The sequence below is a fragment of the Isoptericola sp. BMS4 genome (genome assembly GCF_011634835.1).
In the GTDB taxonomy this organism is placed as follows: Bacteria; Actinomycetota; Actinomycetes; order Actinomycetales; family Cellulomonadaceae; genus Isoptericola.
Genome location: NZ_SIRP01000001.1, coordinates 758,260 through 771,015, shown reverse-complemented (window position 1 = coordinate 771,015; position 12,756 = coordinate 758,260). Strand labels below are relative to the sequence as shown.

15 protein-coding genes are annotated in these 12,756 nt (G+C 73.2%); 6 read left to right on the top strand and 9 right to left on the bottom strand.

Annotated elements, in window-relative coordinates:
- Positions 1 to 6: 6 nt before the first annotated feature.
- Genes EYB28_RS03375 through EYB28_RS03365 form a run of 3 tightly spaced genes read right to left on the bottom strand, consistent with a single transcriptional unit; the run spans position 7 to position 2,920 of the window.
- Complete coding sequence (locus EYB28_RS03375; RefSeq protein WP_166844854.1) at positions 7 to 1,992, bottom strand: NHL domain-containing thioredoxin family protein; 1,986 nt, start codon at positions 1,990 to 1,992, stop codon at positions 7 to 9.
- Positions 1,993 to 2,010: 18 nt separating this feature from the next.
- A complete protein-coding gene (locus EYB28_RS03370; protein ID WP_166844851.1) occupies positions 2,011 to 2,733 on the bottom strand; it encodes a hypothetical protein in 723 nt (240 codons plus the stop codon).
- Positions 2,723 to 2,920: a hypothetical protein gene (locus EYB28_RS03365; RefSeq protein ID WP_166844849.1), complete on the bottom strand. Its 198-nt coding sequence runs from the start codon at positions 2,918 to 2,920 to the stop codon at positions 2,723 to 2,725. The genes EYB28_RS03370 and EYB28_RS03365 overlap by 11 nt, the downstream gene beginning before the upstream one ends.
- A 236-nt stretch (positions 2,921 to 3,156) precedes the next feature.
- Here EYB28_RS03365 and EYB28_RS03360 point away from each other — a divergent pair, with 236 nt between their 5' ends.
- Positions 3,157 to 3,468, top strand: coding sequence for a hypothetical protein (locus tag EYB28_RS03360; RefSeq protein WP_166844848.1), 312 nt, complete (start codon positions 3,157 to 3,159; stop codon positions 3,466 to 3,468).
- A gap of 12 nt (positions 3,469 to 3,480) precedes the next feature.
- On the opposite strand, the gene EYB28_RS03355 is transcribed toward EYB28_RS03360, so the two are convergent.
- Positions 3,481 to 3,702 (bottom strand): hypothetical protein, encoded by a 222-nt coding sequence (locus tag EYB28_RS03355; RefSeq protein WP_166844846.1) that lies wholly within the window; start codon positions 3,700 to 3,702, stop codon positions 3,481 to 3,483.
- A 74-nt stretch (positions 3,703 to 3,776) separates the two neighbouring features.
- Positions 3,777 to 4,754, bottom strand: a complete 978-nt coding sequence (locus tag EYB28_RS03350) for a DUF5937 family protein (RefSeq protein WP_166844844.1) — start codon at positions 4,752 to 4,754, stop codon at positions 3,777 to 3,779.
- An 84-nt stretch (positions 4,755 to 4,838) separates the two neighbouring features.
- Between EYB28_RS03350 and EYB28_RS03345 the strand changes: the two genes are divergently transcribed.
- The 3 genes from EYB28_RS03345 to EYB28_RS03335 are packed head-to-tail and all read left to right on the top strand — an operon-like array spanning position 4,839 to position 6,338.
- Complete coding sequence (locus EYB28_RS03345; RefSeq protein WP_166844842.1) at positions 4,839 to 5,174, top strand: cupin domain-containing protein; 336 nt, start codon at positions 4,839 to 4,841, stop codon at positions 5,172 to 5,174.
- Positions 5,174 to 5,467, top strand: a complete 294-nt coding sequence (locus EYB28_RS03340) for a DUF4287 domain-containing protein (protein ID WP_166844840.1) — start codon at positions 5,174 to 5,176, stop codon at positions 5,465 to 5,467. The genes EYB28_RS03345 and EYB28_RS03340 overlap by 1 nt, the downstream gene beginning before the upstream one ends.
- Before the next feature lie 34 nt (positions 5,468 to 5,501).
- Positions 5,502 to 6,338 (top strand): aldo/keto reductase, encoded by an 837-nt coding sequence (locus EYB28_RS03335; protein WP_166844838.1) that lies wholly within the window; start codon positions 5,502 to 5,504, stop codon positions 6,336 to 6,338.
- Positions 6,339 to 6,365: 27 nt separating this feature from the next.
- Here the strand turns inward: EYB28_RS03335 and EYB28_RS03330 are convergent, their stop codons facing one another.
- Together EYB28_RS03330 and EYB28_RS03325 are read right to left on the bottom strand one after the other, a co-directional pair.
- Positions 6,366 to 7,229: an ABC transporter permease gene (locus EYB28_RS03330; protein WP_166844836.1), complete on the bottom strand. Its 864-nt coding sequence runs from the start codon at positions 7,227 to 7,229 to the stop codon at positions 6,366 to 6,368.
- Positions 7,226 to 8,188 (bottom strand): ATP-binding cassette domain-containing protein, encoded by a 963-nt coding sequence (locus EYB28_RS03325; RefSeq protein WP_166844834.1) that lies wholly within the window; start codon positions 8,186 to 8,188, stop codon positions 7,226 to 7,228. The genes EYB28_RS03330 and EYB28_RS03325 overlap by 4 nt, the downstream gene beginning before the upstream one ends.
- Positions 8,189 to 8,321: 133 nt before the next feature.
- Between EYB28_RS03325 and EYB28_RS03320 the strand changes: the two genes are divergently transcribed.
- Positions 8,322 to 9,110, top strand: coding sequence for a TetR/AcrR family transcriptional regulator (locus EYB28_RS03320; protein ID WP_166844832.1), 789 nt, complete (start codon positions 8,322 to 8,324; stop codon positions 9,108 to 9,110).
- Positions 9,111 to 9,175: 65 nt separating this feature from the next.
- Complete coding sequence (locus EYB28_RS03315) at positions 9,176 to 9,448, top strand: HPr family phosphocarrier protein (protein ID WP_166844830.1); 273 nt, start codon at positions 9,176 to 9,178, stop codon at positions 9,446 to 9,448.
- A 103-nt stretch (positions 9,449 to 9,551) separates the two neighbouring features.
- On the opposite strand, the gene ptsP is transcribed toward EYB28_RS03315, so the two are convergent.
- Both ptsP and EYB28_RS03305 read right to left on the bottom strand, forming a co-directional pair.
- A complete protein-coding gene (gene ptsP, locus EYB28_RS03310) occupies positions 9,552 to 11,231 on the bottom strand; it encodes a phosphoenolpyruvate--protein phosphotransferase (protein ID WP_166844828.1) in 1,680 nt (559 codons plus the stop codon).
- Positions 11,228 to 12,571 carry a PTS transporter subunit EIIC gene (locus EYB28_RS03305; protein ID WP_166844826.1) on the bottom strand — a complete coding sequence of 448 codons (1,344 nt, stop codon included), beginning with the start codon at positions 12,569 to 12,571 and terminating at the stop codon, positions 11,228 to 11,230. The genes ptsP and EYB28_RS03305 overlap by 4 nt, the downstream gene beginning before the upstream one ends.
- Positions 12,572 to 12,756: the final 185 nt, after the last annotated feature.

Here is a 12,756-nt window from a genome sequence, read left to right as displayed (position 1 = left end):
GCCCGGTCAGCCGCGCAGCGGCAGGCTGAGCTCGGCGGCACCGGTGCCGGTGACCCGCACGGGCACGCCCCAGTCCTGCTGGGCGAGGTGGCAGGCGGGGAAGACGTCCGGGTCGGGCTCGCCGTCGGGGCCGAGCGGCACGACGTCGCACGACGCCGCCTTCGCCGTCACGTGGAGCACGCCCTCCGTGACGTCGGGGTTGACGACGAGGTCGCGGGCCAGGTCGACGCCGTCGCCCGCGCCGTCGAGCAGCAGCGCGGGCGGGGTTGCGCTGACTCGCAGCTCGGTGGACGGGCCGAAGCGGTCGTCGAGCTTCTGCCCGGGCGCCGGGACGAACGGCACGTCGAGGCGCAGGGCACCGGCGGCGACCTCGGTCGCGGCACGGGCGACCCGGTGGGCGCCGGCGTCGAGCACCTCGCCCGCCAGGCCGGCGGGCAGCGCCACCCGCGTGACCCGGTGCGCGGCCGACTCCACGACGAGCAGGTGCACGGCGTCGCCCGCCACCTGCACGACGACGCCGGACGGCTCGGCCAGGCCGCTCGCCAGCGTCGTGACGGCGTCGGTGGCGGGGTCGTAGCGGCGCAGCGAGCCGTTGTACGTGTCGGCGACGACCGCGGAGCCGTCCGGCAGCGTCGCCACCCCGAGCGGGTGCTGCAGCAGGGCCTCGGCGGCCGTGCCGTCGCGGTGGCCGAAGTCGAACAGCCCCTGCCCGACGGCGGTGCTCACTGCCACCTCCCCCGGGTTGTCAGACTCAGCGCGAGGCATACCCCGCGCTGAGTCTGACAACTCGACGCGGCGCAGGGCGGACGTCTCGGCGTCGGCCAGCCAGAGCCCGCCGTCCGGTGCGGGCGCAAGCCCCGACGGCTGGGCGAACCACGCCTCGTCGCCGGGGCCGTCCTCCAGCCCCTCGTTCATCGTGCCGGCGAGCAGGCGGACGCTCCCGTGGCCGTCCCGCGCCACCGGTTCGAACGCCCACAGCGTGTGGTTCCCCGCCATCGCGACGACGAACGCGCCCAACTCCGCCGACCACGCCACGTCCCACGGCGAGGAGAGCCGGACCGACCGCGCGGGGACGCCGGCGGCCAGGTCCGCGTCGTCACCGTCGAGCAGGTTCTCCTGCCCTCCCACCATGAACTGGTCGCCGGTCCCCGCGACGGTGGACACGTGCCCCGACGCCAGGTGCACGCCGCGCAGCGCGTGGTTGACGGTGTCGGCGACGAGCACGTCGTAGCCGAGTCGCGCGCGCAGCTCGTCGGGGACGAGGCAGAGGCCGTTCGGCTCGCTGAACCGGGCGTCGTCCGCGCCGTCCGCGAAACCGCGCTCGCCCGAGCCGATGCGGCGCACCAGCGTCTCGTCGTCGGCCTCCAGCTCGGCGAGGGAGTGGTGCCCGGCGTCCGCGACGAGCAGGTTGCCGCCCGGCAGCGCCACGGCCTTCGCGGGGAAGCGCAGCGTGCTGGGCTCCGGTGTCGGCGGCACGTAGGGGCCGTCGCCGCGGTGCAGGGTGCCCTTGGCGTCGTGCTCCGCGACCAGCTCGTCGACGATCGCCTCGATCGCCGACGCGTGCCCCTCCCCCGCCATCTGCGCGACGACGTACCCCTCGGGGTCGATCACGACCAGCGTCGGCCAGGCCCGGGCGGTGTACGCGCCCCAGGTGACGAGCTCCGGGTCGTCCAGCACCGGGTGGCGCACCTCGTACCGCTCGACGGCAGCCGCGAGCGCGTCCGGGTCGGCCTCGTGCGCGAACTTCGGCGAGTGCACGCCGACGATCACCAGCTCGTCGCGGTGGCGTTCCTCCAGCTCGCGCAGCTCGTCCAGGACGTGCAGGCAGTTGATGCAACAGAAGGTCCAAAAATCGAGGACCACGACCTTGCCGCGCAGGTCGGCGAGGGTGACGTCGTGGCCGCCGGTGTTCAGCCAGCCACGGCCGACGAGCTCGGAGGCGCGGACACGGGGCAGAAGAGACGAGGAAGCCACCCGGACATTCTGCGACATCGCGTGGAGGTGGCCGTCCTACGAGCCCGACGTCGGTGACTGCCGGTAGGGGGCGAGGTGTGACGTGAGGTCGCTCCCGGGCGGCGAGACAGCCCAGCCATACTTCTCGAGGACGTCAGCGGCTTCCTGCTGGAGGTCGCGCACGGTCGTCCGAAACTGCCTCATGCGCCACCTCTCGCGTCCCTCTTCAAGCGCCGTCTGCCAGCCGTCGACCGCGTCGACGCCGCAGTCCCTGATGAGCATCTCGAGCACGTCCTCGAGACAGGGCCTGAATCGCTCCCCGCCGACCGGCAGATGAACGCTGGACAGATCGTGAGGCTGACTGACCTGGCGACTGTCCTTGGCGTGCGCGATGGCGAGCAGGTGGCTGAAAGCGCCACGTTCTCCATGGAACTGCCAATGGCAGACGGGGTCGGTCCGCATGTCGCTAAGGTAGTCCAGGCGAACCAAAGGAGTGCGGTCCAGCGTCGAGTACACGGCGATGTCGGTGCGGGTCGCCTTCAGATGCTCCCCGGCATGGTCGAGCTGGAGGAAGACGGCGACGGCAAGGTCTGCCAGGTGCTGCCGCTGGACGTGCAGTTGGATGCGCTGATCCTTCTTCGTCGCGCCGTCGGGTCGGACGACGTATCGATCCCCGTGCTTGACGGAGACCATCTGCACGTGGTCGCCCAGCGTGGCCGCGATCACGTCGCCGATCTCGCCGGCGAACTCGCGGGACCGTACTTCGAGATCAGAAGTCATCGGCGGTTTCCCCGAGAAGAAACGCGATCTCCTCGAGTTCTTCCACCGCATCCCATTCAAAACCAGCGAGCGACCCGCGGGCCACGCGCTCCCGGAAGTCGTCCAGGCCGGTTCCCAGCGACACGAGGATGTCCGCACGTCGGCCTTCGAGCTCGGCGCGCGTGACTTCGATCGTGCGGGGAGCCATCTCTGCGTCCTTCCGTTCGTGGTAGTTCATCATCTTGCTACGCGGCACCGACACGCGCCAGATCGGGCGGAGTGTCGGTACGATCACGATCTGGCGAGCCCATGCCTCCGGGCGGCGTCACGATCGAGAGACAGGGCGGCCAACCCATGGGGATAGCCAGCCACCTGAGCACGGCCCGGCATCAACGACGTCTTCGGTACCGGAACCTCGACGCCGAGTTCGACGGAGCCTGCGCCGTGATCGCCGACGGCCTGGTGATCGTCGAAGCGCTGAAGGGAGTGGCACTGCTCCCCCTGACTCTCTCGGGAATCCCAGGCGTCGACAGCGTTCACGACCGGGTGACGGCGCTCCGACTGCTCGCGTTCACGAAGGATCGCGCCTGCCTCTTCTCCCTGGACGCGGTCCTCTGGGACGTCGAGCGCCCTCGCTTCGACGTCGTCCGCCGGGGGCTGCTGGTCTCCAGGGTGACGATTTCCGGCCACGAGGTCACGATGCACAGCCAGTGCGCGGCCGACATCGCCCGGTTGTGGGCCGGCGAGCCCGGCTGACCGACGCAGGTCTCAGCGGGCGGTGACGGGCCCGACGACCTGCACCTGCACGGGGACGCCCCGGACCACGGGCGGGACGTCCTTGCGGGCGCTCAGTGTCTCGACGTTGACGCGCAGCACCCAGTCCGACTCGCCGCCGCGCTGCGAGAGCCCTACGCCGCACACGCCGCGGACGCCGGCGAGCGCGCCGAGCAGGGCAGACTTGGCGGCACGTGCCTCGTCCCTCGTGACCATGGGAACACCTCCCGGTCCGTCCATTGTGCTCCATCGGCGGCGCGCGGCACAGGCCTCCCCCGCGGGCGCCGGCGTCAGCCGGCCAGCGCCTCCCCGAGCGGGGTGCGCACGTGCACGACGCGTGCGCCGTCGCGGCGGGGGTCGACGAGGCGGGCACCAGCCAGGGCCGACAGGTGGTGCGAGGCGGTCGAGACGGCGATGCCGCAGGCGGCGGCGACCTCGCTCGTCGACAGCGGTGCCCGCGTGGCCAGGAGCACCCGCGCCCGGCCCGCCCCGAGGAGGGCGGCGAGCGCCTCGGCGGTCCCGGCGCCGCCGTCCGCCCAGCGTTCGGACACCCCTGACGCCGGGTAATAGAGGGTGGGTTGCGCGGGCGGCTCGGTGACGACGGCGCAGCGCGGGGCCATGACCGACGGCGCGAGCACGAGCCCGCTGCCGGCGCAGTCGACCACCTCGGCGTGCATCCGCAGCCGGACGCGCACTGCGTCGGGCGCCCAGGTCACGGCCTCGTGCAGTGTCTCGACCATCCGGCCCAGCCCGTCGGTGCTGGTGCGGCGCGACCGCACCGCGACGTCGGCGTGCAGGATCCGTTCGAGCTGCGACCAGTACGGGGCGAGGAGCGCCTCCCAGCACTGCTCCCACGCGTCGGCGGCGACCGCGCGGGCGCGCTCCGGGTGGTCGGCGAGGGCGCGCAGCGCGCGCCGTTCGGCGCCGGTGGTCCGGTCGACGCGCTTGCCCAGGTCCACCCGTACGCCGGCGAGGTCGGCGTGGCGCAGGCGCTCCAGCTCCTCCTGCGGGCCCAGGTCCCAGCCGGGCGTCGAGGTGAGGAAGTCGGGCATGTACCCGTCGGGGCCCACGAGCAGCTGGAGGAGCTCGAGGGCCCGTACGGGGGCCTGCCGGCGGGCGCGGCGCAGCCACCCCCACTGGAGCGGGTGGTACGCCGGACGGCCCAGCACGCGGACGGCGTGGGCGAGCTCGTGGCCCGGCGAGACGCCGAAGCGGATCGCCGAGACGTCGTCCGGCGCGAGGCGGAACTCCACGACGTTTCGATGCACGTCGAAACCGTAGCCGTCCTGCGGCGGCCCGACGAGGCTGTCCGACGACGGCCGCACACCGCGGCCCCGACACCAGGAGCAGACATGGCCACGGTGGTACCCGCCAACTCGATCCGCGTCCCCGGCTCGCGCACCCTGCGCTACGAGGGCCGCGAGCACGGCTCGGACGTCTCGTTCTTCCTCGTCACCAACGACCCCGGCCAGGGCCCGGGCCTCCACCGGCACCCGTACGGCGAGACGTGGGCCGTGCTCGACGGCGAGGCGACCATCACGATCGGCGACGAGACGGTCGTCGCGCGAGCCGGGGACACCGCCGTGGTCGGACCGGACGTCTGGCACGGCTTCACCAACACCGGAGACGGGACGCTGCGGATGGTCTGCATCCACGCGTCCGCGACGATGATCCAGGAGAACCGCTGATGTCCTTCCAGGCCTACCTCGACAACGTCGAGACGAGGACGGGGCTGACGCCGCGCCAGCTCGTCGACGCCGCCCACGAGCAGGGCTTCGACCTCGGCAGCAAGGCGGGCCCCGTCGTCGCGTGGCTCAGGGAGACCTACGGGCTCGGCCACGGCCACGCGGCGGCGGTCGCCCACGTCGTGACGAAGGGCGACCGCATCAGCGGCAGGCACGTGGGCTCGGAGGGCACCCACCGCGACAGCAGCGACCGGCTCTGGCTGGACGGGAAGGACTCGCGGCCCGCGGACTGGTGAGTCGGCCGGCGCGCGGGCAGGCAGGATGGGGGGCATGAGCAGCGTCCCTACCCTGACCCTCAACAACGGCGTCGAGATCCCGCAGCTCGGTTACGGCACGTTCAAGGTGCCGCCGGACACCACCCGCACGCTCGTGCTGACCGCCCTGGAGGCGGGCTACCGGCACATCGACACCGCGCAGATGTACCGCAACGAGCGCGGCGTCGGCGAGGCCCTCACCGCGGCGGGGCTGCCCCGCGACGAGCTCTTCGTCACCAGCAAGCTCAACAACGGCTACCACGCGCACGACGACGCGCTGGCGGCGTTCGACCGCACGCTCACCGACCTGCAGCTCGACCACGTGGACCTGTTCCTCGTCCACTGGCCGCTGCCGGCCGTCGACCGCTACGTCGAGGCCTGGGGCGCGCTGGAGGAGATCTACCGGTCCGGACGGGCCCGGGCCATCGGCCTGTCCAACTTCCAGCCGCACCACGCGCGCCGCGTGCTGGACGAGGGCACGGTCGTGCCCGCCGTCAACCAGGTGGAGGTGCACCCGTGGTTCGGCAACGAGGAGGTGCGCGCCTTCGGTGCCGAGCACGGCATCGTCACGGAGGCGTGGTCGCCGCTCGGGCGTGGCCGCGTGCTGGACGACCCGACCCTGGCGCGCATCGCCGCGGCGCACGACCGGACGCCCGCCCAGGTGGTGCTGCGCTGGCACGTGCAGCGCGGCGACGTCGTCTTCCCGAAGTCGGAGACGCCCGGCCGGATCGTCGAGAACGCCCGGATCTTCGACTTCGAGCTGTCCGGCGACGACATGGCGGCGATCACCGGCCTCGACCGCGGCGAGCGGATCGGCTCGCACCCGGACGAGATGAACCGTACCGACCGCTGACCGGGCCGGGGTCGTCCGGCCCCGGCGTCAGACGACCTTGCGGGTGGCGCGGATTCCGACGGCGACGCCGACGACGCAGGTGACGGCGGCGGCGACGGCGCCCCACAGCACCGCCGGGTCGGTGAACGTGCCGCCGAACAGGGCGCGCTCGGCGTCGACCATGTAGGTGAGCGGGTTGAACCGCGCGGCGACCTGCATCCACGACGGCCCGGCCTCGATCGGCAGCATCATCCCGGACAGGATGAGCAGCGGGAACAGCAGCGACTGCTGCACGCCCCAGAACAGCCACTCGCGGTTCTTCGCGGCGAGGGCCAGGGCGTGCGACAGCGCCCCGACGCCGACGCCGAAGATCCCGAGGAGCGCCAGGCCGGTCAGCGCCGGCAGCACGTGGAAGCGGAAGCCGAACGGCACGCAGACGGTGGCGATGATCAGCCCCTGCACGAGCAGCGGGGCGAACTCCTTGAGGGCCCGGCCCACGAGGATGGCGGAGCGGTCCAGCGGCGTGGCGAGCACCCGCTCGTAGGAGCCGGTCATGATCTCGTACAGCAGGTTCGACCCGGTCATCGACGTGCCGAACAGCGAGATCATCACGATGACGCCGGGGACGAACCACTGCAGCGTGTCGGCGGTGCTCGCGCCCGCGCCCGGGCCGCCGATCCCGCCCCCGAACGCCCCGGTCAGCAGGGGTCCGAACAGGCCGAGGAAGATCAGCGGCTGCAGCAGCGAGAAGATCAGAGTGAACGGGTCGCGCAGCACCAGCAGGATCTCGCGGGTGAACACGGCGGCGGTGTCGCCGAAGAACTTGCCCGGCCCGGTGCGGGTGACGATGCGCGGCGCCTCGTGCGCCGGGGCCGTGGTCGTGGTGGTGGTGGTGGTCTGCTGCTCGCTCATGAGACGGCCTCCTCGCGCAGGCTGCGGCCGGTGAGGTTGAGGAAGACGTCGTCGAGGCTGGCGCGGCGCACGTCGGCCGAGACGGTGGCGAGGCCCGCGAGGCGCAGCGCCTCGATGACGCCGGGCAGCGCGTCCGCGCCCCGCGCCGTCGCGACCCGCAGGAGCAGGCCGTCGTCGTGGGGGCCGACGGTGACGTCGCCGACGCCGTCCGGGAGCGCGGCGCGCACGGCGGCGCCGTCGTCGGTGGCGACGACGAGCGTGAGGACGTCGTCGGCGTGCTCGCGCTTGAGGGCACCGGGGGCGGCGTCGGCGATGATCTCGCCGTGGTCGATGACGACGACGCGCTCGGCCATGCTGTCCGCCTCGTCGAGGTAGTGGGTGGTGAGCACGACGGTCATGCCGTACCGCTCGCGCATCGCGGCGATGTGGCCCCAGAGGTTGGCGCGCGAGTGCGGGTCGAGGCCGGTGGTGGGCTCGTCGAGGAAGAGCAGCGGCGGGTGGTTCATGAGGCCGAGGGCGACGTCGAGGCGGCGGCGCTGCCCGCCGGACAGCGACTGCACGGACCGCTTCTCGAGCCCGGTCAGCTCGAGCGCGGCCAGGAGGTCGGCGGCCCGCTCCCGGTAGACCCGGGGCGGCAGGCCGTAGAAGCGGCCCTGGTTGTGCAGCTCGTCGACCACCTTGTAGCTGAACCCGCCGCCGTTGCCCTGCCCGATGAACCCGAGGCGGGCGCGCACCTGCGCCGGGTGGGCGACGACGTCGTAGCCGGCGACGCTCGCCTCGCCGCCCGTCGGCTCCAGCAGCGAGGTGAGCATCCGCAGGGTCGTGGACTTGCCCGCGCCGTTGGGCCCGAGGAAGGCGACGAGCTCCCCCTCGGCCACGTCGACGTCGATGCCCTTGACGGCCTCCACGACCTCTTTGCCCCGTCGGAAGTTCTTGGTCAGCCCGCGCGCCCGGATCATGGCGCCATCACCTCACGTACGCCGTACTGGAAAGAGGAGCAAGATTATCATACGCTGTACGTGAATAGCTCGGAAGAGGTCCGGGGGCGCCGGCTCCCCTGCGCTCGGGACCCCGGGTGGGAGGATGCGGGCCATGTCGAGCACAGGACCGGACCCGGAGCCGCCCGAGGCCACTCCCGCACCCGACGACGTGCCCCGGCCGCCCGACGTCGTGCGGCGCCTCGCCCTGCTGTGGAACCCGCCGCAGCCGTCCGGCCGGGGGCGCAGGGCACGACTGACGCTGGACGACGTCGTCGCGGCGGGCATCGCGATCGCCGACGCCGAGGGGCTGGACGCGCTGTCCATGCGCAAGGTGGCCACCCGGCTCGGCGTGGGCGCGATGTCCTTGTACACCTATGTCCCCGGGCGCACCGAGCTGCTGGACCTCATGATCGACCGCGCCTTCGCCGAGCTCGACCTGCCCTCCCCGGACGCCTCCTGGCGCGACGGCCTGGCCCAGCACGCGCGCCAGCACTGGGAGCTCTTCCAGCGCCACCCCTGGGTGCTGCAGACCAACATGTGGCGGCTGCCCCTGACGCCGCACGTGCTCGACGCCCAGGAGGCCGGCCTGCGCACGCTCGTCGACACCGCGCTCCCCCCGCGTCAGGTGGTGGAGATCGTCGGGCTGGTCGACGCGTTCGTGCGCGGCCTCGCGCGCGCCTCGGTCGCGGAGTCCGCCGAGCGGGACGCCTCCGGGATGGCCAACGACGAGTACTGGACGTCCATGAGCAGCTTCTGGGCCGACCACTTCGACCCGGAGCGATACCCCACGATGCTGCGCATCTGGAACGCCGGCGGCTTCGACGTGGAGTCGGCGTCCCTCGACGTCCCGCTGGAGCGACTGCTCGACTCCGTGGAGATGGCGATCGAGCGCGCCCGGTGACTTTCCTTCGGGGCCGCCGCTCTCTACGATGAACTGGTCCAGACCACCTGTCTCCGGAGGACCCCGTGGAACGCACCGTCGTCGTCGCCATCACCGAGGGCCTGCACGCCCGCCCCGCCGCCCTCTTCGCCCAGGCGGCGGGCCGGCAGCCCGCCCCGGTGAAGATCGCCAAGACCGGCGGCGGCGACCCCGTCGACGCGGCGAGCGTGCTCGGCATCATGACCCTCGGCGCGTCCGCGGGCGACGAGGTCGTGCTGCGCACCGAGGCGGACGGCGACGACGCGACCGCGTCGCTCGACGCCCTCGCCGACTTCCTCTCCCAGGAGGTCGTGGCCTGACGCCCTCGACCATGCGGTTCGGGTAGGCCGAACATGTGGTTGGTCCCGGATCGACGGCGTCGATCCGGGACCAACCACATGTTCGGCACCCCGGGGGCCGGGGTCAGAGGCCGAGCGGCTCCAGCACACCGGCGAGCTCGCGGCGCACCGCGTCGCGCGCCGCGCCGGCGTCGGGCTGCTCGAGCGCGACCTGCGCCAGCTCCCGGCACCGCGCGAACGTGACCTCGGCCAGCACGGCCGCGACGTCCGCGAGCGCCCGTGGCGTCATGGACAGCGAGGTGACGCCGAGCCCGACGAGCACGGGGGCGAGCACGGCGTCGGCCGCGGCCTCCCCGCACACACCCACGGGGCGGGCGTTCGCCCGCGCCCCCTCGCACGTGGCGCGGACCAGCTCGAGCACGGCCGGCTGCCACGAGGTGGACAGCTCGGCGAGGTCGCCGAGCATCCGGTCCGCCGCCATCGCGTACTGCGTGAGGTCGTTGGTGCCGATGCTGCCGAACGTGGCGTGCTCGAAGACCCACCGCGAGCGCAGCGCCGCCGCGGGGACCTCGACCATCGCGCCGGACCGGGCCAGGCCGTGCTTGTCGCACGCCTCGGCGAACGCCCGCGCCTCTCCGGTGGTGGCGACCATGGGGGCCATGACCCACACGTCGGCGTTCTCGGCGGCAGCGGCGTCGGCGACGGCCTGCAGCTGTCGGTCGAGGACCTCGGGGTGCGCGACGGCGGTGCGCAGCCCGCGGACGCCGAGCGCCGGGTTGGGCTCGTCGTCGGCGGTGACGAACGGCAGAGGCTTGTCGGCGCCGGCGTCGAGCGTGCGCACGACGACCTTCCTGCCGGCGAACTCGGCGAGCACGCCGCGGTAGGCGGCGACCTGGTCGTCGAGGGACGGCTCGGTGTCGCGCCCGAGGAAGCAGAACTCGGTGCGGAACAGGCCCACGCCCTCGGCGTGCGCGGCGACGGCGGCCTTCGCGCCCTCGGGGTCGGCGACGTTGGCGAGCAGCTCCACGCGGTGCCCGTCGGCGGTGCGGCCGGTACCGTCGAAGGTGCGCTCGACGCGCACGGCCCGGCGCGCGGCCTCGACCTGCTCGGCGGAGGGGTCCCGCACGACGGTGCCCACGCCGCCGTCGACGACGACGGTCTCGCCCTCGGCGAGGTCGTCGGCGCCGCGCACGGCGACGACGGCGGGGATGCCGAGCGCGCGGGCGAGGATCGCGGTGTGCGACGTCGGCCCGCCGCCGCTGGTGACGACGGCGACGACGGACTCGGGGTCGAGGGTCGCGGTGTCGGCGGGGGCCAGGTCCTCGGCGACGAGCACGAAGGGGTGCCCCGGGGAGGGCACGCCCGGCGGGCGGACGCCGGTGAGCTCGGCGACGAGGCGGTCGCGCACGTCACGCACGTCCCGCGCGCGCTCGCTCAGCGGCGGCCCGAGCGGCTCGAGCTGGGCGGCCAGCGCGTTCGCGGCGTCCCAGACGGCCCGCTCGGGCGTGAGCCGCGACTCGCGCACGCGGCGCTCCGCGTCGGCGGCGAGCGTCGGGTCGGCGGCCATCGCGGCGGTGACCGCGAGGACCTCCGCGGCGGTGCCGGTCGCAGCGTCGGCCAGGGCGCCGAGGCGCTCGGTGACGGCCTCGGACGCGGCCGTGAGCCGCCCGACGGCGGCGTCGATCTCGGACGGGGACTCGGCGACGGTCGCCTCCGGAGGCTCCGGGACAGGGGCCGGCATCGTCACGACGACGTCGGCCGCCCGCCCCGGGCTCACCGGCGCTCCGGTGAGGGTGGTGCTCATGCGGAGACGCTACCCCCGCGAGAGTCGGACCCGCCCGCCGCGCCGGCGGCTTCGCCCGCCGCAGCATCACGGGTCTCCGCCCGCTCCTCGGCGGCCTGGTCGCCCTCGACGGCGGCGGCCTCGGGGTCGTCCTCGCGGCCCGGCGTCCTGAGGTTCCACCGCGTGATGACCCAGCGGAACAGCAGGTAGTAGACGGCGGCGTAGCCCAGCCCGATGGGGATGAGCAGCAGCGGCATCTCGGCGATGCGCAGGTTCAGCAGGTAGTCGATCGCTCCGGCGGAGAACCCGAATCCGTCGCGGATGCCGAGGGCGTTGACCAGCGCCATCGACGTGCCGGTGAGCACGGCGTGGATCGCGTACAGCGGGTAGGCGACGTACACGAAGGCGAACTCGAGCGGCTCGGTGACGCCGGTGACGAACGCGACGAGCGCGGCCGAGCCCATGACGCCGGCGATGACCTTGCGGTTGTGCGGCTTGGCGGTGTGGATGATGGCCAGCGCCGCGGCGGGCAGGGCGAACATCATGATCGGGAAGAAGCCGGTCATGAACGTGCCGGCCGTCGGGTCGCCGTGCAGGAAGCGCGCGATGTCGCCGTTCCAGACCTCGCCGTTCGCGTCCGTGTAGGAGCCGAACTGGAACCAGGGCAGCGAGTTGAGCAGGTGGTGCAGGCCGATCGGGACCAGCAGGCGGTTCACCGTGCCGTAGACGAACGCGCCGAGCAAGGTGGAGCCGGTGACGAAGCCGCCGATCTGCTGGTTGATGAGCCAGTCGAAACCGGGGTAGAGAATCACGCCCACCACGCCGATGAGCATCGACGCGCCCGCGGTGACGATGGGCACGAAGCGGCGCCCGCCGAAGAACGCCAGGTACGCGGGCAGCTTGATGCGGTAGAACCGCTGGTAGAGCAGCGCGGCCGTCAAGCCGATGACGATGCCGCCGAGGACGCCGTAGTCGACATGCTCCCCCTCGTCGAGGACGTCGACACGGGGAGAGAGCGCGTCGGTGACGCCGGTGAAGACGAGGTAGCCGACGAGCGCGGCGAGGGCCGTGGAGCCGTCCGCCTTGCGGGCGTAGCCGATGGCGACACCGAGCGCGAAGATCATCGCGAGGTTGGTGAAGAGCGCGTTCCCGGCCGCACCCAGCACGTCGGCCACCGGCTGCATCCAGGAGACCGTGCCCGCGACGCCGTCCTCGCCGAGCATGTCGGCCTGCCCGAGGCGCAGCAGCAGCGCGGCCGCCGGGAGTGAGGCGATCGGGAGCATCAGCGAGCGCCCGACCCGCTGCAGCTGGGCGAGGCCGGGAACACCCCGCTTCTGCCTGGTCTCTGCGGCCGTGGTCATGTTCGTCCTCCGTTGGATGGGATGGCCTGGTCGGAATGGTCGTGCGGCCGGCGCGCGGCGCCGGTGGCGCGGCGGCGGCGCGGGCGCCGGTGCCGTCCGGGTCCGCGACACCGCCTGCCGGCAGGTTGTCTGGACCACTTGCACGAAGACTGGTCTAGACCTCATGATGTGTCAACCCCGCCCCA

What these genes read in the sequence shown, in the direction of transcription:
- EYB28_RS03340 (WP_166844840.1), top strand. Translation starts at nt 5,174, where the DNA reads ATGTCCTTCCAGGCCTACCTCGACAACGTCGAGACGAGGACGGGGCTG.
- EYB28_RS03330 (WP_166844836.1), bottom strand. Translation starts at nt 7,229, where the DNA reads ATGAGCGAGCAGCAGACCACCACCACCACCACGACCACGGCCCCGGCG.
- EYB28_RS03375 (WP_166844854.1), bottom strand. Translation starts at nt 1,992, where the DNA reads ATGTCGCAGAATGTCCGGGTGGCTTCCTCGTCTCTTCTGCCCCGTGTC.
- ptsP (WP_166844828.1), bottom strand. Translation starts at nt 11,231, where the DNA reads ATGAGCACCACCCTCACCGGAGCGCCGGTGAGCCCGGGGCGGGCGGCC.
- EYB28_RS03370 (WP_166844851.1), bottom strand. Translation starts at nt 2,733, where the DNA reads ATGACTTCTGATCTCGAAGTACGGTCCCGCGAGTTCGCCGGCGAGATC.
- EYB28_RS03355 (WP_166844846.1), bottom strand. Translation starts at nt 3,702, where the DNA reads ATGGTCACGAGGGACGAGGCACGTGCCGCCAAGTCTGCCCTGCTCGGC.
- EYB28_RS03305 (WP_166844826.1), bottom strand. Translation starts at nt 12,571, where the DNA reads ATGACCACGGCCGCAGAGACCAGGCAGAAGCGGGGTGTTCCCGGCCTC.
- EYB28_RS03345 (WP_166844842.1), top strand. Translation starts at nt 4,839, where the DNA reads ATGGCCACGGTGGTACCCGCCAACTCGATCCGCGTCCCCGGCTCGCGC.
- EYB28_RS03335 (WP_166844838.1), top strand. Translation starts at nt 5,502, where the DNA reads ATGAGCAGCGTCCCTACCCTGACCCTCAACAACGGCGTCGAGATCCCG.
- EYB28_RS03325 (WP_166844834.1), bottom strand. Translation starts at nt 8,188, where the DNA reads ATGATCCGGGCGCGCGGGCTGACCAAGAACTTCCGACGGGGCAAAGAG.
- EYB28_RS03365 (WP_166844849.1), bottom strand. Translation starts at nt 2,920, where the DNA reads ATGGCTCCCCGCACGATCGAAGTCACGCGCGCCGAGCTCGAAGGCCGA.
- EYB28_RS03320 (WP_166844832.1), top strand. Translation starts at nt 8,322, where the DNA reads ATGTCGAGCACAGGACCGGACCCGGAGCCGCCCGAGGCCACTCCCGCA.